Annotated in this window: 24 protein-coding genes, 4 tRNA genes and 1 pseudogene; 13 read left to right on the top strand and 16 right to left on the bottom strand. The window is 60.3% G+C overall.

The annotated features are described in order from the left end of the window. Positions 1–54: 54 nt before the first annotated feature. The 4 genes from I5961_RS24150 to I5961_RS24135 form a co-directional block, all read right to left on the bottom strand. Positions 55–1,401: a sigma-54-dependent transcriptional regulator gene (locus I5961_RS24150; protein ID WP_085697522.1), complete on the bottom strand. Its 1,347-nt coding sequence runs from the start codon at positions 1,399–1,401 to the stop codon at positions 55–57. Further along, positions 1,398–2,987, bottom strand: coding sequence for an ATP-binding protein (locus I5961_RS24145; protein ID WP_085697521.1), 1,590 nt, complete (start codon positions 2,985–2,987; stop codon positions 1,398–1,400). The genes I5961_RS24150 and I5961_RS24145 overlap by 4 nt, the downstream gene beginning before the upstream one ends. Continuing rightward, positions 2,977–3,210, bottom strand: a complete 234-nt coding sequence (locus tag I5961_RS24140) for a PP0621 family protein (RefSeq protein WP_085697520.1) — start codon at positions 3,208–3,210, stop codon at positions 2,977–2,979. The genes I5961_RS24145 and I5961_RS24140 overlap by 11 nt, the downstream gene beginning before the upstream one ends. Before the next feature lie 125 nt (positions 3,211–3,335). Next, the gene (locus I5961_RS24135; RefSeq protein ID WP_085697519.1) at positions 3,336–4,352 is read right to left on the bottom strand and encodes an outer membrane protein assembly factor BamD; all 1,017 of its coding nucleotides are present in this window, start codon (positions 4,350–4,352) and stop codon (positions 3,336–3,338) included. 152 nt (positions 4,353–4,504) lie between these two features. On the opposite strand from I5961_RS24135, the gene rluD reads away from it, so the two are divergent. From rluD to I5961_RS24095, 8 genes are all read left to right on the top strand, one after another. Beyond that, on the top strand, positions 4,505–5,467 hold the full coding sequence (rluD, locus tag I5961_RS24130) for a 23S rRNA pseudouridine(1911/1915/1917) synthase RluD (protein WP_011335991.1): 963 nt from the start codon (positions 4,505–4,507) through the stop codon (positions 5,465–5,467). Next, positions 5,464–6,198, top strand: coding sequence for a peptidoglycan editing factor PgeF (gene pgeF, locus I5961_RS24125; protein ID WP_227233576.1), 735 nt, complete (start codon positions 5,464–5,466; stop codon positions 6,196–6,198). The genes rluD and pgeF overlap by 4 nt, the downstream gene beginning before the upstream one ends. 131 nt (positions 6,199–6,329) lie before the next feature. Continuing rightward, positions 6,330–8,894: an ATP-dependent chaperone ClpB gene (gene clpB, locus I5961_RS24120; protein WP_085697517.1), complete on the top strand. Its 2,565-nt coding sequence runs from the start codon at positions 6,330–6,332 to the stop codon at positions 8,892–8,894. A 298-nt stretch (positions 8,895–9,192) separates the two neighbouring features. Next, a tRNA-Asn gene (locus tag I5961_RS24115) sits at positions 9,193–9,268 on the top strand. Positions 9,269–9,277: 9 nt separating this feature from the next. Further along, positions 9,278–9,354 (top strand) — tRNA-Pro (locus I5961_RS24110). A 5-nt stretch (positions 9,355–9,359) separates the two neighbouring features. Beyond that, a tRNA-Lys gene (locus tag I5961_RS24105) sits at positions 9,360–9,435 on the top strand. A gap of 97 nt (positions 9,436–9,532) precedes the next feature. Next, a tRNA-Pro gene (locus I5961_RS24100) sits at positions 9,533–9,609 on the top strand. A gap of 159 nt (positions 9,610–9,768) precedes the next feature. Beyond that, on the top strand, positions 9,769–11,394 hold the full coding sequence (locus tag I5961_RS24095) for a methyl-accepting chemotaxis protein (protein WP_227233574.1): 1,626 nt from the start codon (positions 9,769–9,771) through the stop codon (positions 11,392–11,394). 72 nt (positions 11,395–11,466) lie between these two features. Here I5961_RS24095 and I5961_RS24090 read toward each other — a convergent pair whose 3' ends face one another. The 5 genes from I5961_RS24090 to I5961_RS24070 form a co-directional block, all read right to left on the bottom strand. Continuing rightward, a complete protein-coding gene (locus I5961_RS24090; protein WP_007959573.1) occupies positions 11,467–11,874 on the bottom strand; it encodes a hypothetical protein in 408 nt (135 codons plus the stop codon). Positions 11,875–12,084: 210 nt separating this feature from the next. Further along, on the bottom strand, positions 12,085–13,383 hold the full coding sequence (locus I5961_RS24085) for an NAD(P)/FAD-dependent oxidoreductase (RefSeq protein ID WP_085703172.1): 1,299 nt from the start codon (positions 13,381–13,383) through the stop codon (positions 12,085–12,087). Between the two features lie 63 nt (positions 13,384–13,446). Beyond that, positions 13,447–13,620, bottom strand: coding sequence for a DUF3094 domain-containing protein (locus I5961_RS24080; RefSeq protein WP_007909875.1), 174 nt, complete (start codon positions 13,618–13,620; stop codon positions 13,447–13,449). 51 nt (positions 13,621–13,671) lie between these two features. After that, on the bottom strand, positions 13,672–14,199 hold the full coding sequence (locus tag I5961_RS24075; RefSeq protein WP_227233572.1) for an MOSC domain-containing protein: 528 nt from the start codon (positions 14,197–14,199) through the stop codon (positions 13,672–13,674). After that, positions 14,196–14,822, bottom strand: coding sequence for a DUF1780 domain-containing protein (locus tag I5961_RS24070; RefSeq protein ID WP_007959580.1), 627 nt, complete (start codon positions 14,820–14,822; stop codon positions 14,196–14,198). Before I5961_RS24070 ends, I5961_RS24075 begins: the two co-directional genes overlap by 4 nt. 130 nt (positions 14,823–14,952) lie before the next feature. On the opposite strand from I5961_RS24070, the gene I5961_RS24065 reads away from it, so the two are divergent. From I5961_RS24065 to I5961_RS24055, 3 genes are all read left to right on the top strand, one after another. Continuing rightward, positions 14,953–15,420 carry an FAD/FMN-containing dehydrogenase gene (locus I5961_RS24065; protein ID WP_227233571.1) on the top strand — a complete coding sequence of 156 codons (468 nt, stop codon included), beginning with the start codon at positions 14,953–14,955 and terminating at the stop codon, positions 15,418–15,420. Beyond that, positions 15,417–16,106 (top strand): energy-coupling factor ABC transporter permease, encoded by a 690-nt coding sequence (locus tag I5961_RS24060; RefSeq protein ID WP_085703174.1) that lies wholly within the window; start codon positions 15,417–15,419, stop codon positions 16,104–16,106. The genes I5961_RS24065 and I5961_RS24060 overlap by 4 nt, the downstream gene beginning before the upstream one ends. 65 nt (positions 16,107–16,171) lie before the next feature. Then, positions 16,172–16,387: a hypothetical protein gene (locus tag I5961_RS24055; protein WP_227233569.1), complete on the top strand. Its 216-nt coding sequence runs from the start codon at positions 16,172–16,174 to the stop codon at positions 16,385–16,387. A gap of 6 nt (positions 16,388–16,393) precedes the next feature. On the opposite strand, the gene yacG is transcribed toward I5961_RS24055, so the two are convergent. From yacG to pilB, 5 genes and pseudogenes are all read right to left on the bottom strand, one after another. Beyond that, entirely contained in the window at positions 16,394–16,594 is a 201-nt protein-coding gene (gene yacG, locus I5961_RS24050; RefSeq protein ID WP_085703175.1) for a DNA gyrase inhibitor YacG, read from the bottom strand. Continuing rightward, positions 16,591–17,214, bottom strand: a complete 624-nt coding sequence (coaE, locus tag I5961_RS24045; protein ID WP_085697510.1) for a dephospho-CoA kinase — start codon at positions 17,212–17,214, stop codon at positions 16,591–16,593. Before coaE ends, yacG begins: the two co-directional genes overlap by 4 nt. Then, positions 17,211–18,083 carry a prepilin peptidase gene (locus I5961_RS24040; protein WP_227233567.1) on the bottom strand — a complete coding sequence of 291 codons (873 nt, stop codon included), beginning with the start codon at positions 18,081–18,083 and terminating at the stop codon, positions 17,211–17,213. The genes coaE and I5961_RS24040 overlap by 4 nt, the downstream gene beginning before the upstream one ends. Before the next feature lies 1 nt (position 18,084). Continuing rightward, positions 18,085–19,302 carry a type II secretion system F family protein gene (locus I5961_RS24035; RefSeq protein ID WP_227233565.1) on the bottom strand — a complete coding sequence of 406 codons (1,218 nt, stop codon included), beginning with the start codon at positions 19,300–19,302 and terminating at the stop codon, positions 18,085–18,087. Positions 19,303–19,304: 2 nt separating this feature from the next. Then, a pseudogene (gene pilB / locus I5961_RS24030) lies at positions 19,305–21,004 on the bottom strand (type IV-A pilus assembly ATPase PilB). Positions 21,005–21,230: 226 nt separating this feature from the next. On the opposite strand from pilB, the gene I5961_RS24025 reads away from it, so the two are divergent. Both I5961_RS24025 and I5961_RS24020 read left to right on the top strand, forming a co-directional pair. Continuing rightward, entirely contained in the window at positions 21,231–21,647 is a 417-nt protein-coding gene (locus I5961_RS24025; RefSeq protein WP_011335978.1) for a pilin, read from the top strand. A gap of 305 nt (positions 21,648–21,952) precedes the next feature. Beyond that, entirely contained in the window at positions 21,953–22,309 is a 357-nt protein-coding gene (locus tag I5961_RS24020; protein ID WP_085697505.1) for a BON domain-containing protein, read from the top strand. A gap of 165 nt (positions 22,310–22,474) precedes the next feature. Here I5961_RS24020 and I5961_RS24015 read toward each other — a convergent pair whose 3' ends face one another. After that, the gene (locus tag I5961_RS24015) at positions 22,475–22,771 is read right to left on the bottom strand and encodes a DUF2845 domain-containing protein (RefSeq protein WP_085697504.1); all 297 of its coding nucleotides are present in this window, start codon (positions 22,769–22,771) and stop codon (positions 22,475–22,477) included. After that, the gene (locus I5961_RS24010; RefSeq protein ID WP_227233563.1) at positions 22,771–25,722 is read right to left on the bottom strand and encodes a DUF748 domain-containing protein; all 2,952 of its coding nucleotides are present in this window, start codon (positions 25,720–25,722) and stop codon (positions 22,771–22,773) included. The genes I5961_RS24015 and I5961_RS24010 overlap by 1 nt, the downstream gene beginning before the upstream one ends. Positions 25,723–25,735 lie beyond the last annotated feature (13 nt).

Raw genomic sequence — 25,735 nt, 5'->3', positions numbered from 1 at the left:
GACTGATAATCGCCTTCGCGGGCAAACCCGCTCCCACACCTGTGGGAGCGGGCTTCAGTCCAGGCCCAGCTTCTTGAGCCTGTAGCGCATCGACCGAAACGACAGACTCAACCGCTGCGCCGCCGCCGTGCGATTCCAGCGGGTTTCCTCCAGCGCCTGCAAAATCAGTTTGCGCTCTACGCTCTCAAGATAGTCTTCGAGGTTGTCGATCTGGGTGAGATCGGCAATACCGCCCTCGGCGGTGCCGTTGCCTTCGATCAGACGTAGATCTTCGGCCTCGATCATGCGGTTTTCACACAGGGTGTGCGCCCGCTCAAGCACGTTCTCCAGTTCCCTCACGTTGCCAGGGAAACGGTAGTTTTTCAGCGCCTCAAGGGCATGAGGATGGAGCCGTGCCGCCGGTTGCCCGGTGCCACTGGCCAGGCGCTTGAGCATATGGCCGGCCAGCGCTTCGATGTCCTCGCGACGCTCGCGCAGAGACGGTACACGCAACTCGATCACGTTCAGCCGGTAATACAGGTCCTGACGAAAACGCTCGGCAGCCACTTCCGCGTCGAGGTCCTTGTGCGTCGCACAGAGGATGCGCACATCGACCACGGTTTCCTGCTGGCCGCCGACGCTGCGCACGGCTTTTTCCTGGATCGCCCGCAGCAGCTTGACCTGCATCGGCAGCGGCAGATCCGCCACTTCATCGAGAAACAGCGTGCCGCCATGGGCCGCCTGGAACAGCCCCGGTTTATCCTCCACTGCGCCGCTGAAACTGCCTTTGCGATGGCCGAAAAATTCGCTTTCCATCAACTCTGAAGGAATCGCCCCACAGTTCACCGGCACAAACGGCTGGCTGGCGCGCGGGCCCTGTTCATGAATCAGACGGGCCACCAGCTCCTTGCCGCTGCCGGACTCGCCGCTGATATAGACCGGTGCCTGGCTGCGGGCCAGTTTGTCGATCTGTTTGCGCAAGTTGCGCATCGGCGGTGAGTCGCCAAGCAACCGCCGGTCGATCGAAGTGCAGACATTGCCCGGCGCCGGCATGCGCAACGCCGAGCCGACCAGCTCGCGCAGGCGCGTCAGGTCCACCGGTTTGGTCAGGAAGTCGAAGGCCCCGGCCTTCAGAGCGTTGATCGCCGTTTCCAGGCTGCCGTAGGCGGTGATCATCGCGACCGGCAGTTGTGGATAACGTTGCTGAATGTGCTGCACCAGCTCCAGGCCGGTGCCGTCGGGCAGGCGCATGTCGGTCAGGCACAGAGCGAAGGTTTCGCGATGCAGCAGCGCCTGAGCTTCTGCGAGATTGCGTGCGCTGAAGGTGTCGAGTTTCATCCGTCCCAGGGTGATTTCCAGGAGTTCGCGGATATCCGGCTCGTCGTCGACGATGAGGATTTTTTGCCGTGGGCTCGTGTTCAACTTTGTTTCCGTCCGTGAGCAAAGGTGATGCGAAAGCAGCCGCCGCCTTGGCGTGATTTGAAGTCTAGGCGCGCTTGATTGCTTTCGCACAGCTCACGGGACAGATAAAGCCCAAGGCCGGTGCCCTGGCTGCTGGTGGTAAAAAACGGTTCGAACAGGTGAGCCTGCTGATCCAGCGGCACGCCAGGGCCATTGTCCTGCACCTCGAGCACGGCCAGCGTGCTTTCGGGGTCGATCAGCAGCGTCAGCCAGACCTCGGCCGGATCGTGCAAAAGGGCGCTATGGCGCCAGCCGTTGCGTAACAGATTGTCGAGAATCTGTGTGAGCTGGCCAGGATCCATCAGCGTGCGAAAGTCCCCCGGACCGATGTGCAGGTGAATGTGCTGGCGCTCGCCGGCCTGTTCGCGGCTCTCGTTGACGAACTGCTCCAGCCACGGCTTGAGATCCAGCCGTTGCGGTGCGCTCTGCTGGCGGCGGGACAGTTGCAGGACGTTTTCGATGACTCGGTTCATGCGTTGGGAGTGGTCTTGAATGATCTGCGTCAGACGCCGATCCGCGCCGTCGAGTTCCTCGGACTCCCGCAACAGCTGCGCGGCATGACTGATGGCCCCCAGCGGATTGCGGATTTCATGGGCGATACCGGCGGTCAGCCGGCCCAGCGCGGCGAGTTTCAATTGCTGGGCCTGCTGGGCGATCTGTGCGAGGTCTTCGAGAAATACCAGGGTCTGGCGGTTCGGACTCTGTTCCAGGGCAATGAAGCTCGGTTGCAGCTCCACACCGTTGCCGCCGATCTTCAGGCTTTGCGGGCGCAGCGTCGGGTTGTTCAGCCACAGTTGCAGGCGCTCGACCAATGCGCTCGAGTGCTCGTCGATCAACTCGCCTTCAAGGTGTGTCTGGCCCAGCAGGGTCTTGGCGCTGTGGTTGGCCAGTTGCACCCGGCGCTGTTCGTCGAGCACCAGAATGCCGGTGCGCATGCGTTGCAGGATCAGCGCGTTGAGGGTTTCGAGCCCAACGACTTCGCTGGCGCGCTGCTCGGCCAGGTTCTCGCTGACCTCCAGACGGCGCATCAATCCTTGCACCAGCAATGACGCTGCGAAGCACAGGGCGCCGAGTGTGCCGGCCTGGAGATAATCGTTGGCGCTCAGGGGATGGCTGAAACTCAGCAGAAAGCTGAGCCCGACGATGCCGAGGGTGGCGATGGCGGCGATCAGCAAACCGATACGTCGTCGCAGCAAGGTGTTGCTGATGGCCACCGAGACGATCAGCAGGTTGCCGATCGCGCTGGCCACGCCGCCGGCCGCATAGAACACGCCACACAGCAGCAGGATGTCGACCAGTGCCAGGCCGAACAACTGGGCGGGGCGGCGGATGTTCTCGAGGAACACCACTAGCAGGATGTTCAGCACCAGGTACAACCAGCTGCCATTGCGCAGCCACTCGTCGTTGGTCGAGTTCAGCAGGCGGTTGTCCATGTTGCTGGAGATCAGCAACACCAGGGTGATGCCGACACTCAAACGGTACAGATGATAGAGGCGCAGCAGTCGCTGGGCCTGTTTGCTGTCGGCGTTGTCGGCCTCAGCGCTCACTGGAGCCTGGGCCTTGCTCAAGGTGAGCCTGGCTGCAATACCACTGTTGTTGAAGATTCAGCGCGCGGTCGCGGGGCAGGTGCACGCCGCAATGGGCGCAACGCACCATCGGCGCGGCATCCTGTTCGCGAGGTGATCGGGCGGACGAGGCGGGGGAATTGAATTTGCGCCACAACCAGACAGCGGCGGCGATCAAGGCAATCCAGAACAGTAAACGAAGCATGATGGGCGGCTTTTCGGCTAATGATTCGGCAGTTTAGCCAAGGACCCGACGAGCGCACAGCCCAATCACACGCCGCAATAAAAAGGGAGATCCGAAGATCTCCCTTTTTGGCATCACCGACGTGATCAGTCGAACAGACCGAAGGTCAGGTAGCTGAAGATGGAACGATCGCTGTCGCTCGACTCCGGTTCCGGCTCTTCGATCACGTCGCCGTTTTCGTCTTTCGGCTTGAGCTCGTTCGGGATCGCGTCTTTCGCATCCTGGAACTGTTTCTGCACGTCCTGGTTGGCGCGGGTTTCTCCCGGCGGCAGCGGCGGACGGGATTCGATCAGGCCCAGCGTGGCCTTGCTCAGGAACGAGCGGTTGTCTGCTTCGGCAACGCGAGGTACGAACTGGCCGTCCTGCAGGCTCGGATGGTTCGGGTAGTTGAGCTTCAGGGTTTCCAGGCTGGTGGCCGCCAGTTCGTCCAGATGCAGACGCTGATAGGCTTCGGTCATCACCGCCAGGCCGTCACCGACCGATGGGGTTTCCTGGAAGTTTTCCACTACATAACGACCACGGTTGGCAGCGGCGACATAAGCCTGACGGGTCAGGTAGTAGTCGGCCACATGGATTTCGTAGGCGGCCAGCAGGTTGCGCAGGTAGATCATGCGCTGCTTGGCGTCCGGCGCGTAGCGGCTGTTCGGGTAGCGGCTGGTCAGCTGGGCGAACTCGTTGTAGGAGTCACGAGCGGCACCCGGGTCACGCTTGGTCATGTCCAGCGGCAGGAAGCGCGCCAGCAGGCCGACGTCCTGGTCGAACGAAGTCAGGCCCTTCAGGTAGTAGGCGTAATCCACGTTCGGGTGCTGCGGATGCAGACGAATGAAACGCTCGGCAGCGGACTTTGCAGCTTCCGGCTCGGCGTTCTTGTAGTTGGCGTAGATCAGCTCCAACTGCGCCTGATCGGCATAGCGACCGAACGGATAACGCGACTCCAGGGCCTTCAGCTTGGCTGTGGCGCTGGTGTAGCTGTTGTTATCCAGGTCCTGTTGAGCCTGCTGGTACAGCTCGGCTTCACTCAGGTTTTCGTCTACGACTTCCTTCGATGAGCAAGCAGCGGTCAATGCGAGGATGGCGATCAGCAGCAGGTGTTTCACTTGCATGGCGGCTTGCGTCCCTATGACGGCCGCTGTCTTGGGCGGGGCCGTCCTGTTATGATGAGCGCCCCGTTGAAAAGCCCCGGGGCAAAAGACGCCGTATTTAACCACAAGCGCGCAGCCGAAACCAAAGGCTGTAGCCGACGCCCAGTCCGAGCATGTCCGATAAAATTGAACTTCGCGCAGAGGTGCCGTCCGAATTGGGCGGCCAACGCCTCGATCAAGTCGCCGCCCAACTCTTCGCCGAGCACTCGCGCTCGCGCCTTTCCGCCTGGATCAAAGAAGGTCGCCTGACTGTGGACGGGGCGGTCATCCGCCCGCGCGACATCGTTCATGGCGGTGCCATCCTTGAGCTGACTGCCGAGCAGGAGGCCCAGGGTGAATGGGTCGCTCAGGACATCGAACTCGACATCGTCTATGAAGACGACGACATTCTGGTGATCAACAAGCCTGCCGGCCTGGTGGTGCACCCTGCCGCCGGTCACGCTGATGGCACCTTGCTCAACGCCTTGCTGCACCACGTGCCGGACATCATCAATGTCCCGCGCGCCGGTATCGTGCATCGTCTGGACAAGGACACCACCGGTCTGATGGTGGTGGCCAAGACCATTCAGGCGCAGACCAAACTGGTCGCCCAGCTGCAAAGCCGCAGCGTCAGCCGGATCTACGAGTGCATCGTGATCGGCGTGGTCACCGCCGGCGGCAAGATCAATGCCCCGATCGGCCGTCACGGCCAGCAGCGTCAGCGCATGGCGGTGATGGAAGGCGGCAAGCCTGCCGTCAGCCACTACCGCGTGCTGGAGCGCTTCCGTTCCCACACTCATGTACGGGTGAAGCTGGAAACCGGTCGTACTCACCAGATTCGCGTACATATGGCACACATCAACTTCCCGTTGGTCGGTGACCCGGCGTACGGCGGTCGTTTCCGCATTCCGCCGGCTGCGAGCCAGACCATGGTCGAATCCCTAAAGCACTTCCCGCGTCAGGCCCTGCACGCGCGGTTCCTCGAGCTGGATCACCCGACCACCGGTGAACGCATGAGCTGGGAATCGCCGCTTCCGGAAGATCTGGTGTGGTTGCTGACCCTGCTCAAGCAGGATCGCGAGGCATTCGTCGGATGAACTGGCTGACGCCGGACTGGCCTGCGCCGGCCAGCGTCAAGGCCTGTGTCACCACCCGCGAGGGCGGCGTCAGCGAGGCGCCGTTCGACAGCCTCAACCTGGGCGATCACGTCGATGACCGCCCGGAGGCCGTCGCCGAAAACCGTCGGCGCCTGACCGAACACTTCTCCATAAAACCTGCCTGGTTGCAGCAAGTGCACGGGATTGCCGTGGCGCATGCGGATCCGTCCGTGGTGGCCACGGCGGATGCCAGCTGGACCGCAACACCAGGCATCGCTTGTGCAGCGATGACTGCCGATTGCCTGCCGGCGCTTTTCTGCGATCGTGCCGGTACTCGCGTGGCGGCGGCGCACGCGGGCTGGCGTGGTTTGGCGGCTGGCGTGCTGGAAGCCACGCTGGACAGTCTGGATGTTGCCGCTGAGGACATTCTGGTCTGGCTCGGCCCGGCCATCGGCCCGCAAGCCTTCGAAGTCGGCCCGGAAGTCCGGGAAGTCTTCATCAATCAATTGCCTGAAGCCGAGACAGCCTTTGTCCCGAGCCACAACGCCGGCAAGTTCATGGCTGACATCTATAAGCTGGCGCGGCTGCGTCTGGCGGTTCGCGGTGTCACTGCTGTTTATGGCGGCGGTTTCTGTACCGTGACCGATCCGCGCTTCTTCTCTTATCGCCGTGCATCGCGCACTGGTCGCTTCGCCTCCCTCGTTTGGCTTGAGTCGCCCGACGCCCGCTAAGCTTGTCTGATCTGCATCAACTCCCTGGCGCTTGAATCTTCCAGAATCGACCGCATCTATAGCGGTATCTGGCAGGTTTCTTTATTCAGGATGGTTTTTTAGGTCCGGCCTGCTCAAAAGGAAGGTGACCCATGCGTATAGACCGTTTAACCAGCAAGTTACAGTTGGCGTTGTCCGATGCCCAATCCCTGGCTGTCGGCCACGATCATCCGGCCATTGAGCCGACACATTTGATGCAAGCAATGCTGGAACAGCAGGGTGGTTCGATCAAACCCCTGTTGATGCAGGTGGGCTTCGACGTCAACAGCTTGCGTAAAGAGCTGACCAAAGAGCTCGATCAATTACCGAAAATCCAGAATCCGACCGGCGACGTCAACATGTCGCAGGACTTGGCGCGCCTGCTCAACCAGGCCGATCGCCTGGCTCAGCAGAAGGGCGACCAGTTCATTTCCAGCGAGCTGGTGCTGCTCGCCGCGATGGACGAGAACAGCAAGCTCGGCAAGTTGCTGCTCGGCCAGGGCGTGAGCAAAAAAGCGCTGGAGAATGCAATCAACAACCTGCGCGGTGGCGAAGCGGTCAATGACGCCAACCACGAAGAGTCGCGTCAGGCGCTGGACAAGTACACCGTCGACCTGACCAAGCGCGCCGAGGAAGGCAAGCTTGACCCGGTGATCGGCCGTGACGACGAGATCCGCCGCACCATTCAGGTTCTGCAACGCCGCACCAAGAACAACCCGGTGCTGATTGGCGAACCTGGCGTGGGTAAAACCGCGATTGCCGAAGGTCTGGCCCAGCGCATCATCAACGGCGAAGTGCCGGATGGTCTGCGCGGCAAGCGTCTGCTGTCCCTGGATATGGGGGCGCTGATTGCCGGTGCCAAGTATCGCGGCGAGTTTGAAGAACGCCTGAAAGCGCTGCTCAACGAGCTGTCGAAGCAGGAAGGGCAGATCATTCTGTTCATCGACGAACTGCACACCATGGTCGGCGCCGGCAAGGGCGAAGGCTCGATGGATGCCGGCAATATGCTCAAACCGGCCCTGGCCCGTGGCGAGCTGCATTGCGTCGGCGCGACCACGCTCAACGAGTACCGCCAATATATAGAGAAGGACGCAGCCCTCGAACGACGCTTCCAGAAAGTGCTGGTGGACGAGCCGAGCGAAGAAGACACCATCGCGATCCTGCGTGGCCTCAAGGAGCGTTACGAGGTTCACCATAAAGTGGCGATCACCGACGGTGCGATCATTGCTGCAGCCAGGCTCAGCCATCGCTACATCACGGACCGGCAGTTGCCGGACAAGGCGATCGACCTGATCGACGAAGCGGCCAGCCGCATCCGCATGGAGATCGACTCCAAGCCGGAAGTGCTGGATCGTCTGGAGCGGCGCCTGATTCAGCTGAAGGTGGAATCCCAGGCCCTGAAGAAAGAAAGCGACGACGCGGCGAAGAAACGTCTGGAGAAACTTCAGGAAGAAATCGATCGCCACGAGCGTGAGTACTCGGATCTGGAAGAAATCTGGAACTCGGAAAAAGCCGAGGTGCAAGGTTCTGCACAGATTCAGCAGAAGATCGAACAGGCCCGTCAGGAACTGGAAGCCGCGCGCCGCAAAGGCGACCTGAACCGCATGGCGGAGTTGCAGTACGGGGTGATCCCGGATCTGGAACGCAGCCTGCAGATGGTCGACCAGCACGGCAAGAGCGAGAACCAGTTGCTGCGCAGCAAGGTGACCGAAGAGGAAATCGCCGAAGTCGTTTCGAAGTGGACCGGCATTCCCGTTTCGAAAATGCTCGAAGGCGAGCGCGACAAGCTGATGAAGATGGAAAGCCTGTTGCACCAACGCGTGATCGGCCAGGACGAAGCGGTGGTTGCGGTGGCCAACGCGGTGCGGCGTTCCCGTGCCGGGTTGTCCGACCCGAACCGCCCGAGCGGCTCGTTCATGTTCCTCGGCCCGACCGGTGTCGGTAAAACCGAGCTGTGCAAGGCGCTGGCCGAATTCCTCTTCGATACTGAAGAGGCGATGGTGCGGATCGATATGTCCGAGTTCATGGAGAAACATTCCGTGGCACGGCTGATCGGTGCACCACCGGGCTACGTCGGTTATGAAGAGGGCGGTTACCTGACCGAAGCGGTACGGCGCAAGCCTTACTCGGTGATCCTGCTGGACGAAGTCGAGAAGGCGCACCCGGATGTGTTCAACATCCTGCTGCAAGTGCTGGAGGATGGTCGTCTGACCGACAGTCACGGTCGTACGGTGGATTTCCGCAATACCGTGATCGTCATGACCTCCAACCTCGGTTCGATGCAGATTCAGGAACTGGTCGGCGATCGTGAAGCACAACGGGCAGCAGTGATGGATGCGATTTCCACCCACTTCCGTCCGGAGTTCATCAACCGGGTCGACGAAGTGGTGATCTTCGAGCCATTGGCGCGGGATCAGATCGCGGGCATTACCGAGATCCAGCTGGGCCGTCTGCGCAGTCGTCTGGCCGAGCGCGAGCTGAAGCTGGAGCTGAGCCCCGAAGCGATGGACAAGCTGATTGCGGTCGGTTACGACCCGGTCTATGGCGCACGGCCGCTGAAGCGGGCGATCCAGCGCTGGATCGAGAACCCGTTGGCGCAGTTGATTCTGTCGGGACGCTTCATGCCAGGGGAGACCGCGACCGGCGTCGTGGAGAACGACGAGATCACGTTCAACTGACACCTGCCGGTGGTGAAGTAAGTAAGGCCTCGCACTGCGAGGCCTTTTTTTTCGCCAGGCTGTTGAACTCAAAGGAAAAGGCTTGTAAAGTGCGCCCCGCAGTCAGTCACCAACACGGTTTCAGCTCACTGGGCAGAAATCTGAAATAAGTTGCAAATCATTAACTTGAAAGCAATTTAGGGGGTTGACAGAGGTGTTCTAGGTTGTAGAATAGCGCGCCTCAGACACACGAACGCAGCGATGCGAAAACGATGTCGAGAAGCTGAAAGTTTCACCGTTGTAAATTGAAATATGTAGTTCCGTGATAGCTCAGTCGGTAGAGCAAATGACTGTTAATCATTGGGTCCCAGGTTCGAGTCCTGGTCACGGAGCCAATTTCAAACCGGGGTATAGCGCAGTCCGGTAGCGCGCCTGCTTTGGGAGCAGGATGTCAGGAGTTCGAATCCCCTTACCCCGACCATTTTTGGGTCGTTAGCTCAGTTGGTAGAGCAGTTGGCTTTTAACCAATTGGTCGTAGGTTCGAATCCCACACGACCCACCATTTTTGAAACCAGTTTGCGCTGGGATCGAATCTTAAGATCAGAGGCCAAAAGCGCTGATCGAAGAAGGCGATCTTTGAAAGGTCGCCTTTTTTTTACCGGGGTATAGCGCAGTCCGGTAGCGCGCCTGCTTTGGGAGCAGGATGTCGGGAGTTCGAATCCCCCTACCCCGACCATATTGAAAATCCTCGTATCGAAAGATACGGGGATTTTTTTTGGCCTCCGGAAATGTTTCATTCAAGTCATCGTACAACTTGCCGATAGCCCGCTAACAAAAGGGGGCTGCCATTGATCGTCCCTTGAATCCGGCCAATACAAGAAAAAGGGCGTTCGTCATGTTGCTTCGTCAGTTGAATATTGCTCCCCGTGCCGCCCTGGGCTTTGCCCTGATCGCGGTGCTGGTGGCGTTGCTCGGGGTGTTTGCGCTGGGGCAGATGTCGAGCATCCGCGACAGCGAAGTGGCAGTGGAGACGCAGTGGCTGCCGAGCATTCGTGGTGGCGACGAGATTCGCGAGATCATGTTGCGCATTCGCACCATTTCCCTGCGCATGGCGCTGGATCAGGATCCGGCCAACATCGCCACGTACCGCAGCCAGATGGACACCCGCGACAAGGAACTGAGCGAGAAAATCGCCGCTTACGACCGACTGGTGACTACTCCGGAAGGCCAGCAGTTATACGATCAGTTCAAGAAAACCTTCGCTGCCTACCGCACCGGAATCGCCCAGTCGTTCACGCTGGCCGAGCAAGGCAAGCGCGATGAGCTGACCAAGTTGCTGCTGGTCGACATGAAAACCGTGGTCGACGGCTCTGGCAAACAACTTAATGACCTGGCAGACCTGTTCACCCGGCAGGTCGCTGCCGAAAGCCAGAATTCTGCCGCCCACTACGAAACCTCGCGCACCATCGTGAGCTTATTCATCGCTCTGGCGGCATTGGCCACCGTCGCCCTGGCCATGTTGCTCACCCGCAGTATCGTTCGCCCCCTGAGCTCCGCTGTCGACGCTGCTGAACACGTCGCCAGAGGCGATCTGACCCGTCCGATCGAAAACCACGGTAACGATGAAGTCAGCCGTCTGCTCAAGGCGTTGGCGACCATGCAGCAGAACCTGCGCGAAACCCTGCAGGGCATCAGCGGTTCGGCCACGCAATTGGCGACAGCTTCCGACGAACTGAGCGCGGTCACCCATGACAGCACGCAAGGGTTGCAACAGCAGAACAACGAAATCGAACAGGCCGCCACCGCCGTCAACGAGATGACCACGGCGGTCGAGGAAGTTGCCCGCAATGCGGTGTCGACCTCCGACGCCACCCGTCAGTCCAGCGAATCGGCGCAGTTGGGTCAGGAGCGGGTCAGTGAAACTGCTGGCGCCATCAACGCCTTGGCCAGCGAAGTCGAACACACTGGCGAGCTGGTGCAATCACTGGCCAATCAGTCTCAGAACATCGGCAAAGTGCTGGACGTGATCCGAGCGATCGCCGAACAGACCAACCTGCTGGCGCTCAACGCCGCCATCGAAGCAGCGCGGGCCGGGGAGAGCGGGCGGGGGTTTGCGGTGGTCGCCGACGAAGTCCGGGCGCTGGCTTATCGCACTCAGCAATCGACCCAGGAAATCGAGCAGATGGTGCAGGGCATGCGCAATGGCTCGAGCCTGGCGCTGGAGTCAATGCAGGCCAGTGCCTCGCGCGCTGCCACCACGCTGGTGCTGGCCGAGCGGGCCGGTCAAGCGTTGCAGACGATCACCGCCTCGGTACACGAAATCCACGAGCGCAATCTGGTGATCGCCAGCGCCGCTGAAGAACAGGCGCAGGTGGCGCGGGAAGTGGACCGCAATCTGGTGAACATTCGCGATCTGTCGGTGCGTTCGGCGGCTGGCGCCGATCAAACCAACGCGTCGAGCCATGAGCTGTCGCAACTGGCCAATGCGTTGCAGGGCATGGTGCGACGCTTCCAGTTGTAATCATGCAGGTGTGAAAAAGCCGCGCTTCTCGTCAGAGAAAGCGCGGCTTTGATTGGTCGGGCACTTGAAAAATCAGGCACCGTCCTGGTCTTTCAGATGTTCGAACAGACCTTTCGGCATTTTCTTGCCATTGGCTTCGAAGTTGGCTTTGACGTTGTTGTACGCCTCTTGCTCGTCGATGAAGCCGTCGTGGTTGGTGTCGATCTTGTCGAAGTCGGACTTCGGCGCGACTTTCAGGAACTCGGCGCGCGAAACCTTGCCGTCGCCATCGGTGTCGGTCTTGGCCATCGACGCATCGCCGCATTTGCCTTCACCGCATTTGCCTTCCGGGGTTTTCACCGAGGTCTCGGCCGAGGCGACCATGTAGCCCTGAGCCAGCGGTTGCGCAGCGAACACCGAGCCGGACAGCATCAGGCCGCCGGCCAGTACGGCACCGACCAGGCCAAGGGAGTTTTTGCCGATTTTCGAAGTACGGGACATTGCATTCTCCTTCGGTTGCACAGCGCAACCACACGTTAAGGGCGATCAAGCCGGAGCAGGTGTGCTCGGGTGTGGCCATTAGGCGATGGCGGTGTATCGCGTCTGTGTCGAGGAGCGGGGCGTTTGTAAGCGAAGGTGGGGAAAGCGGGGGCAGATACAGTAAAAGACAAAACACCGCGGGAGCGAGTCAGCCCCCGCGGTGTTTTTATATCAGTGCAGCTTCAGGCGCGGCTCGGTGCCGCGTCCGATCTTGCTGCCCAGCATCAGCATCGCCGTGCGGAACGGCCCGTACAGCGCCATCTGGTGCATGCGGTACAGCGACACGTAAAACATCCGCGCCAGCCAGCCTTCGAGCATTACGCTGCCGGTCAGGTTGCCCATCAAGTTACCCACAGCCGAAAAGCGCGACAGCGAAATCAGCGAGCCGTAGTCGGTGTACTTATACTCCGGCAGGGTCTTGCCTTCGATGCGCAGTTTCAGCGATTTGGCCAACAGCGACGCCTGTTGATGCGCAGCCTGGGCCCGTGGCGGAACGTTGCGATCCGAGCCTGGTTGCGGACAGGCGGCGCAGTCACCGAAGGCGAAAATGTTTTCGTCGCGGGTGGTCTGCAGCGTCGGCAGCACTTGCAGCTGATTGATGCGGTTGGTTTCCAGACCGTCGATGTCCTTGAGGAAACCTGGTGCGCGGATCCCGGCGGCCCAGACTTTCAGGCTCGCCTTGATCTCGTTGCCATCGGCGGTGATCAGGCTGTCGGCAGTGACCTGGCTGACCGAAGCGTTGGTCATCACGTTGACCCCGAGTTTCTCCAGAGTCTTGTGCACCGGCCCGCTGATGCGCTCCGGCAACGCTGGCAGCACCCGCGGCCCGGCTTCGATCAGGGTGATGTGCATGTTTTCCGGTTTGATCCGGTCAAGACCATAAGCCGCCAGTTCATGGGCAGCGTTGTGCAGTTCGGCCGCCAGTTCGACGCCCGTGGCGCCCGCGCCGACGATGGCCACGCTGATCTGCTGGACCGTATCGGTCTGCCCGGCGTGGGCACGCAGATAGTGATTGAGCAGTTGCTGATGGAAACGCTCGGCCTGTTTGCGGGTGTCGAGGAACAGGCAGTGTTGCGCAGCGCCCTGGGTGCCGAAATCGTTGGTGGTGCTGCCGACCGAAATCACCAGCGAGTCATACGGCACTTCCCGCGCCGGTACCAGTTCCACGCCGTTTTCGTCGTACGTGGCAGCGAGCTGGATCTTTTTCTGCTCACGGTCAAGCCCGCTCATGCGCCCCAGCTGGAACTCGAAGTGGTTCCATTTGGCCTGGGCGACATAGTTGAGTTCGTCTTCGGAAGAGTTCAGCGATCCGGCGGCCACTTCGTGCAGCAGCGGTTTCCAGATGTGCGTGAGGTTCGCGTCGACCAGCATGATGCTGGCAGTGCCGCGTTTGCCCAGAGTCTTACCCAGACGGGTAGCCAACTCCAGACCGCCGGCGCCGCCGCCGACAATGACAATACGATGGGACATGGGGATAGCTCGCAAGGTTTTTAAAGGAAATCGGTGCGGTTACCCGAGCGAGCGCGATGCAGCTCATAGCGTCAGGTAACTGATAAATCGGCTCAACAGGCCCAGACCAATGGTCACTGCCAGCACCAGCACCAGGAGCATCCATGGCCGGAATGGGCGGCGCTCGACACGGTGTTGGGACAACTGCAGGTACTCTTCGACATGCTTCTGGTCTTCTGGGTTCAGGCGGCTGGTCATAAAGGCCTCGTCAGGTAGACGTTACTGAATGAGAACACGCTACAGCGGTTTTCAACCGGGATTGAACGCAGCATAGCCACTGTCCGGAACCGGTTCGACAGACACACCGTCCCCGAGGCGAATGATCCCGCTTTGTAACACTCGCGCGGTGATTCCGCCATGCCCGCGCACGGCCTGGAACGTCCCCGGGCCGAGGTAGTTCTGCAGGCGCGCGCACGGCTGGCACCAGCCCGTGGTTTCGAAAATCGCCTGACCGATGCGAAAGCGCCGCCCCTTGAGGCTGAACAGGTTGATCCCGCTTATAACGAGATTGCGCCGCAGATCTTCAGGCATGACCGGTTGTTCGGCCGACCGCCCCATCAAGGCACTGATCACGGCCAGGTGTTCCCACTGAATCAGCGTCACCTGCCGCGCATTTCGCACCCCGGGCCGAGCGTGGTCGCCGGTGAGCCCGGCCTCAAGCCGCGCCTCCACCGCATCGAGTGCGAGCATCGGCCCCCGTGACTCGGGGCGCACGCCAATCCAGCGCACGCAACCGGTCTGCGGGACATCGGCAATCAATTGTTGAAGTGGCGTCACAGGCTGATCCCGACATCGAACACGATGCTGCGCCCCAGGTTGCCGCGCAGAAAATCCGGGGCATCGGGGTGGGCGAACAGCACCCGGGCAAACGTCGGCCCGACCAGCGACAGCGAGCGCCAGCCCTGACGCAAATATTCGGTGGGCGGCGGAAAATGGCTGTTGAGGTCGAGCACTTCGCGTTTGAGGCTGGCGAAGGCAATGATGTCCAGCTCGCCCAGATCCATGCCGCGTTCCTTGTAGTTGTGCGCTTTCTTGCGCAAGGTCGGCGCCAGTCTCAGCAGAAATTCATTGGCCGGAATCCGCCGCGGCTTGGCTTCACGCCGCACCAGTTGGCTGAGGGAAAACGCACTGCGCCGACGTTGCAGCTCATCGCGCCATTCGTCGTTGAGCCGACGGCCCTCGTCGAGGACGAAAAATACCTCGAAGTTGGCGTCGCGAAACAAAACGTCCGGCGGTTCCCCGGCAGGCGCGAACTCGTCGGCGCGATAGGGAATGTTCAAGCCTTGCAGCAGGCGCTGGCAGACCCAACGCTCACGCTCCCATTTGCGGGCATTGGACAGGAAAGCGTTGGCTTGCTCGGCCGCGATGGTCAGCAGGCGTAAATAATCTGAGTCATCCATAAGCCCAAGCTTAGCGTTCAATTGCGACAAGCAGAAAGCGTTCGCGCAGCAAAGTGCATCAGTGGGCAGTCGGTAGGGGCGGTGTAGACTGATGGCTCCGTTTATCAACGTCGAATGAAAGGGGCTGAATGTGAAATTTCGCTGGCTGTGGTTGTTCGCTGTCGTTCCGTTGTGGGCCCATGCGCTGGAAATCGGCGAGCGACTGGCACCCTGGACGTTGCTGGATCAGTACGATCAGCCGTTTACCCTCGATAACCGCACTACGACGCTGTTGGTGGCGCGGGACATGGACGGCGCGAAACTGCTCAAGCAAGCCATGGCCGATCAGCCCAAGGGCTATCTGGAAGCGCGGCATGCGGTGTTTGTCGCCGATATCCAGCGCATGCCGGCGCTGATCGCGAAGATGTTCGCCGTTCCGGCCATGCGTGACTACAGCTATCGAGTGTTGCTTGATCGCGAAAGTCGCGTGGCCTCGCGCTACCCCGGGGCTGAAGGCGCGGTGCTCTGGTTGCAACTCAAGGACGGACGCTTGCTGGCCCGGCATGAATACACCCAGGCGGCTGAACTGCGTGAGGCACTGGAGCAGGCTCGCCCATGATCGGCGCCGAGCTGCTGTCGTCTGCGAGCCTGCTGCTGGGATGGCTGATTTACCTGCCGGTGCTGCTCTGGGCGATTGCACGCGCACCGTGGGTCGAGTTGTTCAGTGACAACCGACGTCAGCATTTGCTGTTCGGTACGGTGTTCGCGTTGTTTCTGCTGTGGCTGGTGCGCAGGGATTTCGATACCGGCGTGTCTTACCACTTCATTGGCATGACGGCAGTGACGCTGCTGCTGGACTGGCCGCTGGCAATTGTCGGGGCACTGGTGGCGCAGCTGGGGCTGGTGCTGTTGGGGCGTCAGGATCTGGTGGCCGTCGGGGTCAACGGTGCCTTGCTGATTCTGCTCCCGGTGTTGATTACCGAATGCGTGGCGATCCTGGTCGAGCGCGCCCAGCCGCGCAATCCGTTCGTGTACATCTTTTGTTCCGGCTTTTTCGCCGCCGCGCTGTCGGCGTTGTTCTGCCTGTCGCTGAGCCTGACGCTGCTCTGGTACGACGGCCTGTTTGCGATGCCCGAATGGCTGGAAGACTTCATCGGTTACCTGTGGCTGCTGATTTTTCCTGAAGCCTTCATCAACGGCATGGTGGTCAGCGCGTTGGTGGTGTTCTGCCCGGAATGGCTGGAGACCTTCAACCGCACCCGCTACCTTTCGGCGCCCTGGAAGGACGACGATCCCAAGTCTTGATCCACATCAAATCCACCCGGTGCGCGGCATTTCATGCTCGGCCAAATTCCTTCAGGAGCAGCGGCATGAGCGTGTACGAGTGGGCGAGGCAGGAAACCCGGCAGATTCTGGAGATGGCGCAGGAGGTGGGGTTCGATCCGGGCCTGAGCCTGCGCGCCTTGCTCAGTGCGGTGGTGCAGCAGAGCAAGGCGGTGCGTAACGCCGAAGACCTGGCCGACGAGTTGCGTTTTCTGGCGGAAAACCTCGACGACGATCAGGATTACGGCTTCATGCGGCCCTGAACGGGATCAGTGACGCGGGTCGAAATCGCCGGAAAACAGTTCGTCCTCGGCATCCGGGGCCACCGGAATCTTGTGCTCTTCCGACGCCCAGGCGCCGAGGTCGATCAGTTTGCAGCGGTCCGAGCAGAACGGACGGTATTGGTTTTGCGGGGTGAATTCCACGGGCGCACCGCAAGTCGGGCAGTTGACGGTTGGGGTCTGGCTCATGATTGGCCTCCGGATAAAGTCAGGTAAAAGTGATGCAGGCGCTCGACCTCGCTGTGCAGCCAGGCGAGGTCGCGGTCGTTGACCACCACGTCATCGGCACGGCTGACGCGGTCTTCGCGGCTTAATTGGGCCTTGAGGATCGCCTGGACCTGCTGTTCGCTGGTCTGGTCACGCTGCAAGGTCCGTTCGATCTGCAATTGTTGCGGGGCGTCGATGACCAGGATTCGCTGGGTCATCGCGTATTGCCCGGATTCGATCAGCAGCGGCGAGACCAGAATCGCGTAAGGCGATTGTGCCTGCGCCAGATGATGGGCGATTTCCTCGGCGATCAGCGGATGCAGCAGGGCTTCGAGCCAGCGTCGTTGCTCCGGCACTTCAAAAATCAATTTGCGCAGGGCCGCACGATCCAGCGTGCCGTCGGCCTGCAACACCTCCGGGCCGAAGTGCTCGGCGATCTTCGCCAACGCCGGGCGGCCCGGTTCGACCACCCAGCGCGCCGCGTGATCGGCGTCCACCACGTGAACACCAAGATCGATGAAGTGCTGGGCGGCGGCGCTTTTGCCGCTGCCGATGCCACCGGTCAGGCCGAGAATCCAGGGTTTTTCCACAGGGCTATTCATTTCAAACCGACAAACTGCCAATAGAAGCCGGTTATTTGACCACCCCAGAGCAAGGCAATCCAGCCGGCAATTGCCAGATACGGGCCGAAGGGGATCGGGGTCGAGGTTTTCTGGTCGTGCAGTTTGAGCAAAATCACCCCGAGCACGGCGCCCACCAGTGAGGACAGGAGGATGGTCAGCGGCAGAATCTGCCAGCCGCCCCACGCTCCGAGCAGTGCCAGCAACTTGAAATCGCCGTGGCCGATGCCGTCCTTGCCGGTAATCAGCTTGAACAGCCAGAACACCGACCACAGCGCCATATAGCCCAGCACCGCCCCCCAGAGTGCGTCGTGCAGCGATACGAACAGCTCGAAGCTGTTGACGATCAGCCCCAGCCACAGCAGCGGCAGCACCAGTACGTCAGGCAGCAACTGGTGCTCGATATCGATCAGGCTCATGGCCAACAGGCCCCAGGTCAGCACGATCAGCAGGCACGCCGGCCAGCCGAAACCCAGGTGCCAGGCGATAAATGCCGAGAGCAGGCCGCAGGCCAGTTCGGTCAGCGGGTAACGCTTGCTGATCGGTGTGGTGCAACTCGAGCAGCGCCCGCGCAGGAACACGTAACTCAATACAGGAATGTTTTCCCATGCGCGGATCCGGTGGCCGCAATGGGGGCATTGCGAGTGCGGCAGCATCAGATTGTAGGTGGGCAACGACGTTTCGCCGGGCAGTCCCAGAACATCGTGAGCCTGCTGGCGCCATTCGCGTTCGAGCATTTTTGGCAGGCGCCAGACCAACACGTTGAGAAAACTGCCGACCACCAGCCCGAGCAGCAAGGCGGTGAAAACAAAGGCCAGCGGATACAGACTGAAGAGTTCGTCGATAGGCATGTCAGATCGCTGAGCCGAGTTGGAAGATCGGCAGGTACATCGCCACCACCAGACCGCCGACGATCACCCCCAGCACCACCATGATGAACGGCTCCATCAGGCTGGTGAGGTTGTCGACCATATTGTCCACTTCGTCCTCATAGAAACCCGCGACCTTGTCGAGCATCTCGTCCAGTGCGCCGGATTCCTCGCCGATGGCGGTCATCTGCACCGCCATGTTCGGAAAGATGCCGGTGGCGCGCATCGAGAAATTCAGTTGCATGCCGGTGGAAACGTCCTGGCGGATGCGCAGCACGGCGCGCTTGAACACCACGTTGCCGGTGGCCCCGGCCACCGAATCCAGCGCCTCCACCAACGGCACGCCGGCCGCGAAGGTGGTTGACAGGGTCCGGGCGAACCGCGCCACGGCGGACTTGTACATCAGCGTGCCCACCAGCGGCAGCTTGAGAAACCAGCCGTCGCGCCGGTCGCGCAAGGCCTGGGATTTTTTCAGGGCATGGCGGGTGCCGAAAAAACCGGCCACCAGCAAACCGAGAATCGCCCACCACCATTGCTGCATGAATTCGGACAGGCTGATGACCATCAGCGTGAAAGCCGGCAGTTCGGCACCGAAGCCGGAGAACACCGACTGAAACTGAGGCACCACCTTGATCAGTAGAATCCCGGTGACCACCGCCGCCACCAGCACTACGGCCGTGGGGTAGGTCATGGCCTTCTTGATCTTGGCCTTGAGGCTTTCGCTCTTTTCCTTGTAGGTCGCAACCCGTTCCAGCAGGGTGTCGAGGGCGCCGGACTGCTCGCCGGCATCCACCAGGTTGCAGTACAACTCGTCGAAATGTTGCGGCTTCCTGCGCAGTGCGGCGGCAAAACTGTTACCGGCGGCGACCTCCTGTTTCACCTCGTCCACCAGTTTGCGCATGGCCGGGTTTTCGAAGCCTTCGCCAATGATGTCGAACGACTGCAACAGTGGTACGCCGGCCTTCATCATGGTCGCCATCTGCCGGGTGAACAGGGCAATGTCCTGGGCCTTGATGCGTTTGCCGAAGCTCAGCAGCGAGGCGGATTTCTTGCGCACCTTGCCGGGGTTGATGCCCTGCTTGCGCAATTGGGCCTTGACCAGTGCGGGGTTCTGGCCGCTCAACTCGCCGGTCACCTTGCTGCCTTTGCGGTCCGTGCCTTCCCAGGCGTAGACGCTGATTTTCGCTGCCTTGACCGCCATGTTCAGTCCTTGGTGACCCGGTTGATTTCTTCAAGGCTGGTAATGCCTTGCATGGCCTTGATCAGGCCCGAGGTGCGCAGGTCGTTGAAGCCGTCCCGGCGCATCTGGGTATCGATTTCCAGTGAGTTGCCTTCGGCCATGATCAGCCGTTGCAGCTCGGGAGTGTTCTTCACCACTTCATAAATCCCCACGCGACCCTTGTACCCGCCGTTGCAGTGATCGCAACCGGAGGGCTCATAGATCGTGAAATGGCCGACGCGTTCCTCGGGGAAGCCTTCCTTGATCAGTGTCTCGCGGGGATCTCGATGGGTTTCTTGCAATGGCTGCAGAGTTTTCGCGCCAGCCGCTGGGCAATGATCAGGCTCACCGACGTTGCGATGTTGAAGCCGGGAATGCCCATGTTGTGCAGGCGGGTCAGCGTTTCCGCCGCGCTGTTGGTGTGCAGGGTGGACAACACGAGGTGCCCGGTCTGGGCAGCCTTGATCGCAATTTCGGCGGTCTCGAGGTCGCGGATCTCGCCGACCATGATCACGTCCGGGTCCTGGCGCAGGAACGAGCGCAGGGCTTGGGCAAAGTCCATCCCCTGACGTGGATTGACGTTGACCTGGTTGATGCCTTCCATGTTGATCTCCACCGGGTCTTCAGCGGTGGAGATGTTGATGTCGACGGTATTGAGGATATTCAGCCCGGTGTACAGCGAAACGGTCTTGCCCGACCCCGTGGGGCCGGTCACCAGAATCATGCCTTGCGGCTGCTTGAGGGCGGCCATGTACAGGTCTTTCTGCTCCGGCTCGTAGCCGAGGGCATCGATGCCGATCTGGGCGCTGGACGGGTCGAGGATCCGCATCACCACTTTCTCGCCCCATAGGGTGGGCAGGGTGTTGACCCGGAAATCGATCGATTTGCTCTTCGACAGACGCATCTTGATCCGCCCGTCCTGGGGTTTGCGCCGTTCCGAAATGTCCAGGCTGGCCATGACTTTCAGGCGTGCGGCAATGCGCCCGGCCAGTTGAATCGGCGGCTTGGCCACCTCCCGCAGAATGCCGTCGGTGCGCACCCGCACGCGGTAGTTCTTTTCGTAAGGCTCGAAGTGCAGGTCGGACGAGCCGCTCTTGATCGCATCGAGCAGCATCTTGTGAACGAAGCGCACCACCGGGGCATCGTCCGCGTCGATTCCGCCGAGCGTGTCCTGCTTGCTGTCGTCGACCGACTCGATGTCCAGCCCGTCGAGATCGACATCGGCCATCTCCTCCAGGCCGGTGGCGTGGGTGTCGAAGAACTTTTCGATAGCGTCGGTGAGCTTGTCGTCCTCGACCAGAATGGCTTCGGTGCTCAGCCCGGTGCTGAACTGAATGTCATTGATCGCCTGATGATTGCTCGGGTCGGAAATCCCCACGAACAGTTTGTTGCCGCGCCGCCAGAGGGGCAGGGCGTGGTGCTGGCGCACCAGTTTTTCACTGACCAGGCCCTTGGGCTGGGTTTCCTTGTCGAGGCAATTGAGGTCGAGAAATGCCATGCCGAAATGCTCCGAGGCAATCTCGGCGACCTGCCAGCTCTTCACCAGTTTGTTCTGCACCAGGTAACTGACCAGCGACAGCCGATTGCGCTGCGCCTGTTGCCAGGCTTGCTGGGCACTCTTTTCCGTGAGCAATTCGGCCTTGACCAGCTGTTTGGCCAGACCGCTCAGAGCGATGTCATTCATGGGGTTTCCACGTGCTTGCCGTTCATGACTTATAGCCTAGACAAGTGACAGCGCCAAACACGCGGGGTGCAGGTGACAAAAAGTGTCAGATAGTGCGGTTTCGGGTTGTAGGAATCGGCACGTCAGCCGGATGGCGCCCCGTGGGCGGGGGCTGCGAGCGCTTGGCACGGGCTGTGCTGAGTCCTGTTCAGATCATGAGATTCCGACTCATGCATGGAGCGTGTCTATGAAGAAACAACAAGGTTTCACTCTGATCGAGCTGCTGATCGTTGTGGCGATCATCGGGATTCTGGCGACGATTGCCTTGCCGCAGTACTCCAAATATCAGGCGCGGGCCAAGGTCACGGCGGGGATTGCCGAAGCGTCGGCGCTGAAGGTCAACTTTGAAGATGTCATCAATGCCGGCTCTACTGATCCGAGCATTACTAACGTCAATGCGGGTACGACTGCGACACAAAATTGCACGCTGGCGGCGAGCGGTAAAGTTGCCGACGGCACAGGGACCATCACCTGCACCTTGCTCAACGCTCCGGCGCCTGTGTTGGGGCAAACCGTCACCCTGACCCGTACGGCGGCAGCAGGTTGGTCGTGCAAGTTCTCGGGTTCGAAAGACTATTCGACCACCAGTTGCCCAGGCGTCTGATTCAACTCAGCCCAGGCTCTCTGCCAGAATGCCCCGCACCGCGGGGCATTTTTTATGGCTTTGTGTTTGATAAAAGCTTCAATAATTTCAGCGAGTTAGGAACTTTCAGAAAAGCCGCAACTTGCATGTCTTTTTGCATTAGGTCATGCAAATTGCATGATTCCGGAAATTTTCATTGTTCATAACATATTGATTTATAAAGATTTATTGATTTTTTAAAAGTTGGCACAGCGTTCGCAATATCTCCAGTAACCCTGCTGACAAGACAACCAGCAGACTTTCCAGAAAAAACAGGAGTTACTCGTATGAAGAAGTTCGCTATCACTGCCGCTGCTGCTACCGCGCTGACCCTGACCATGGCTTCCGGTGCATTTGCTCAATCGACTCAAACCACTCAGGCGCCGATGACCCTGGCTGCCGGTGAAGTCACCAAAGCGAAAGAAGCTACTTCCGATACCTGGATCACGACCAAAGTAAAAGCGGATCTGGTCACCGAAAAAGGTATTCCAGGCACTGATATCAAAGTAGAAACCAACAAAGGCGTCGTGTCGCTGTCCTCCACGGTTGCCGTGACCGACTCGCAAAAAGAAATGGCCGTTGCCATCGCCAAGAAAATCAAAGGCGTTAAAGCGGTCTCCGCTGACGGCCTGAAAGCCGAGTAAGGCAAGACTTCTCGCCTGGACCGGGAGAAGACGCGACAGGCGGGCCGAGCAATACGTCTGCCGCACTTTAGAGTTCATGCGAACGGCCACACGGATTGTGGCCATTACAGGCCCCGGCATTCATGTCGGGGCCTGTTCTATTTCAGGGGCAGAAAAAGTGGAAGGTCAGTTGCCGCGTTTGCTGTTGATCTGTTTCAGGCGATTGCCTTCAAAGCGCAGGTACTGATACATGCCGTTGCTCGGGCCATAGGTCCATTCCTCGACCTGAAACTCTTCCCGGCGGTTGGCGCTGCGCTTGTAGCCGAGCAGATCGCGACTGACCGGCTCTCCGCATTTTTGCAGGACCTCGCTGGCGCGGTCGCCGAGGCTTACCAGCTGGCTGCCGCAGCGCAGGGTATCGGACGCCGCAGCCTGGCTGGCGATCAACGCCAGCCCCAGTGCCGTCAGCCATTTGCCGTTCATCACTCGGCATCCAGATGCATTTGTGTCACCACGCGGCCGTCGCTCTCCGCTTCGCCGAGATTGGCGTCGATGAAGTACACGCGGTCGTCGGCCAGTTGGCCCTTGTCCACCAGGTAATCCTTGATGCTGCTGGCCCGGTCCTGACCGAGCTGGCGCAACAGCACGTCGCTGGAACTCCAGAACTTGATCACGTCGGCGCGCATTTTCGCCGTGCGTTCTTCCTTGCCAAGATCCTTCCATTCGGCCGGTGGCTGGGTTTTCAGACGGGTACGGTAGATGCCCTCGAGCAGCGGGCCTTTTTCGTTCTCCGGTACCTGGATCAGCGAAGCCTGAGCCGGCACCTTGTCGCCCCGGCGCTGGAGCATCTTGTAGTAGTTGTACTGGTATTCACGTTCCAGACGCTGTTCGGCAAGTAACGGGCCGTCACTGCTTTTCGCAGCAGTGCCTTCGATTTCCAGACGCAGGGCCGGACGTTCCTTCAGCGCTTGCGACAGCTTCACCAGCGCCGCTTCGGCGTCTTTGCTCAGGTCGCTGGAACCCGGTGCGAAGGACACGGTGCCGAGGTCTTCGGAACCACCACCGCTGACCAGACCGCCAATCAGCTTGAACGGTGCGGCGGCGGCTTTGACGATCAGGTTGCGCAGGGTCTGCCAGACAATCGGCATCACGCTGAATTGCGGATTGTTCAGGTCGCCGGTCACCGGCAGCTCGATGGAAATCTTGCCGTCGACATCCTTGAGCAGCGCGATCGCCAGTTTCAGCGGCAGGCTCACGGCATCCGGGCTGTCGACCTTCTCACCCAGTTGCAGTTGCTCGACCACCACTTTGTTCTCGGCCTTGAGCTGGCCTTTGGTGATCAGGTAATGCAGGTCGAGGTTGAGCCGGCCCTTGCGGATACGGTAGCCGGCGAACTTGCCGGAGTAGGGGGTCAGGGTGGTCAGTTCGACGCGTTTGAAACTGGTGGCGATGTCGAGGCTGGCCATCGGATCGAACGGATTGACCGCGCCCTTGATGGTTACCGGCGCATAGCGGTCGACCTTGCCCTTGACGTCGACGCTGGCCGGTTTCGCCTGACGGCTGTCGATGGTGCCGATCTGGCCGTTGAGCTGCTGGATTGCGGTGGCAAAGTTCGGGGTCAGGCTGAAGTCGGCGAAGTTGGCCGAGCCGTCATTGATCGCGATGCCACCAATGTGAATGCCCAGAGGTTTGTCATTGCTCGCCGGTTTCGCCGCAGCGGTCTTCGCCCCGGAATCGGCTGGCTGCGGGATCAGCAGGTCGTCGATGTTGGTGGTGCGGTCATCGTTGATCATGAACCGTGCATACGGCTGAAACAGGTTGATCCTGTCGATCGACAGGCTGTCGCCGTGCTGATAGTTGAGGCCTTCGACCACCACTTGCTGCCACTTGAGGAAGTCGCGGGTTTTCAGGGTGTCGAGGGTGTGCAACTGATCGACCTGAGCACGACCGGTAACGCTGAGGGCCAGCGGGTCGGTGCTTTTCAGGTTCACTTTCAGGTCGCTGCCGAGCATGCCGCTGCGCAGTTCGAGGCGAATGAACGGGTTGATGTAGGACTGCGCGACCCGCAGGTCGATGTCCTGGGTTTTCACGTTGAGCTGCGCGGTGACCGGGGCCAGATTGACCACGCCGTCGGCGCTGATCTTGCCTTGCTTGCCCAGCCCGGTGTCGAGCCTGAGGTTGAAGGGCGAGCCGTTGAGGCTGTCGAAATTCTGCAGATCGACGTTCAGCGGGGTGACATCCAGAGTCACTTCCGGCTTCGCCGAGCGATCGGCCAGATGTACTTTATAGTCACGCAGTTGCACGTCCTTGAGCAGCACTTGCCACGGTTTGCTCGGCGCGGTCGGCTCGGGTTTCGGCGAGTCGGCGGCCGCTGGAGTGCTTTTCGGTTCCGCCGCAGCTTTGGCGGCGGGTTTCGATGGCTGGCTGGCGAACAGTTTTTGCCAGTCCAGCTGTCCGTCCGCTTCCAGCGCTGCCCAGGTCTCCAGTTTCTGACTGCGGATCTTGCCGACCACCACTTGCTGTTTGGCCAGATCCACGGTGGTGTCGCTGACGTCGAGGCGCTCGAGTTTCGCCAGTTGACGCCCGTCCGGCGCCTTGATGGCGAACGGCGCGATGTTGACCGCCACGTTGCTCAGCAGCAGTTCGGTTTCCTTGGACAGGTTGAGCTTGTAATCGGTGCTCAGGCTGACCACCCCGTTTTCCAGCACCAGTGGCACGGCGTCGCGCACGTACGGCCAGAACGCTTTCATCTGGCCGTCGGTGATCTTGAGAGTGCCTTCAGAGGCGATCGGAACCAGGCTGAAGTTGCCTTTCCAGTCGATCTGTCCACCGGCCGGTCCGATCGCGACGAGGGTCATGTCGGCGTTGTCTTCGGGCAGAGTGCTGAGGTTTTTCAGTTCGAAATCGAGTTTGTCGTAAAGAAATTCGATCGGCTCGCTGGGGCGTGCATCCACGAAATGCAGGTTGCCGCCGGCCAGCTGGATCCGGTCGATGCGCAGCGGAAATGGTTTGGCGTCCGGATCGGTCGGGGTGGGTTCGCTGGCCGGGAGCTTGAACAGGCCCAGCAGATTGAGCTGGCCGTCCTTGGCGAACAGGATCTCGGTCTTGGATTTTTCCAGTTCGATGTCCGACAGATGCAGGGCTTTGGTCCACAGGCTGTCGAGTTGCAGGTTGGCGTACAGACGTTCGAATCCGACCTGTTCCTTGCCCGGCTCGCCGATCACCAGGCCCCATAGCGTGAGCTCAAGACTGAACGGGTTGAGTTCGATGCGCTGCAGATGCGCGGGCACCGTGGCGTAGTTGGCCAGTTGCTGATTCACCACCCTGAGCGCAATGCCCGGCAAAATCAGGAACCCCAGCAGGCTGTAGAGGGCCAGAGCAGTCAACAGGGCGCCAATCGCGCGAATCAATCCTTTGGGCATGTGTGGCTTCATCTGTCTGAATCGG

The sequence above is a fragment of the Pseudomonas sp. IAC-BECa141 genome, from assembly GCF_020544405.1.
Lineage (GTDB): Bacteria > Pseudomonadota > Gammaproteobacteria > Pseudomonadales > Pseudomonadaceae > Aquipseudomonas.
The sequence above is the reverse complement of the archived record's forward strand: the minus strand, read 5'-3'. Positions and strand labels throughout refer to the sequence as shown.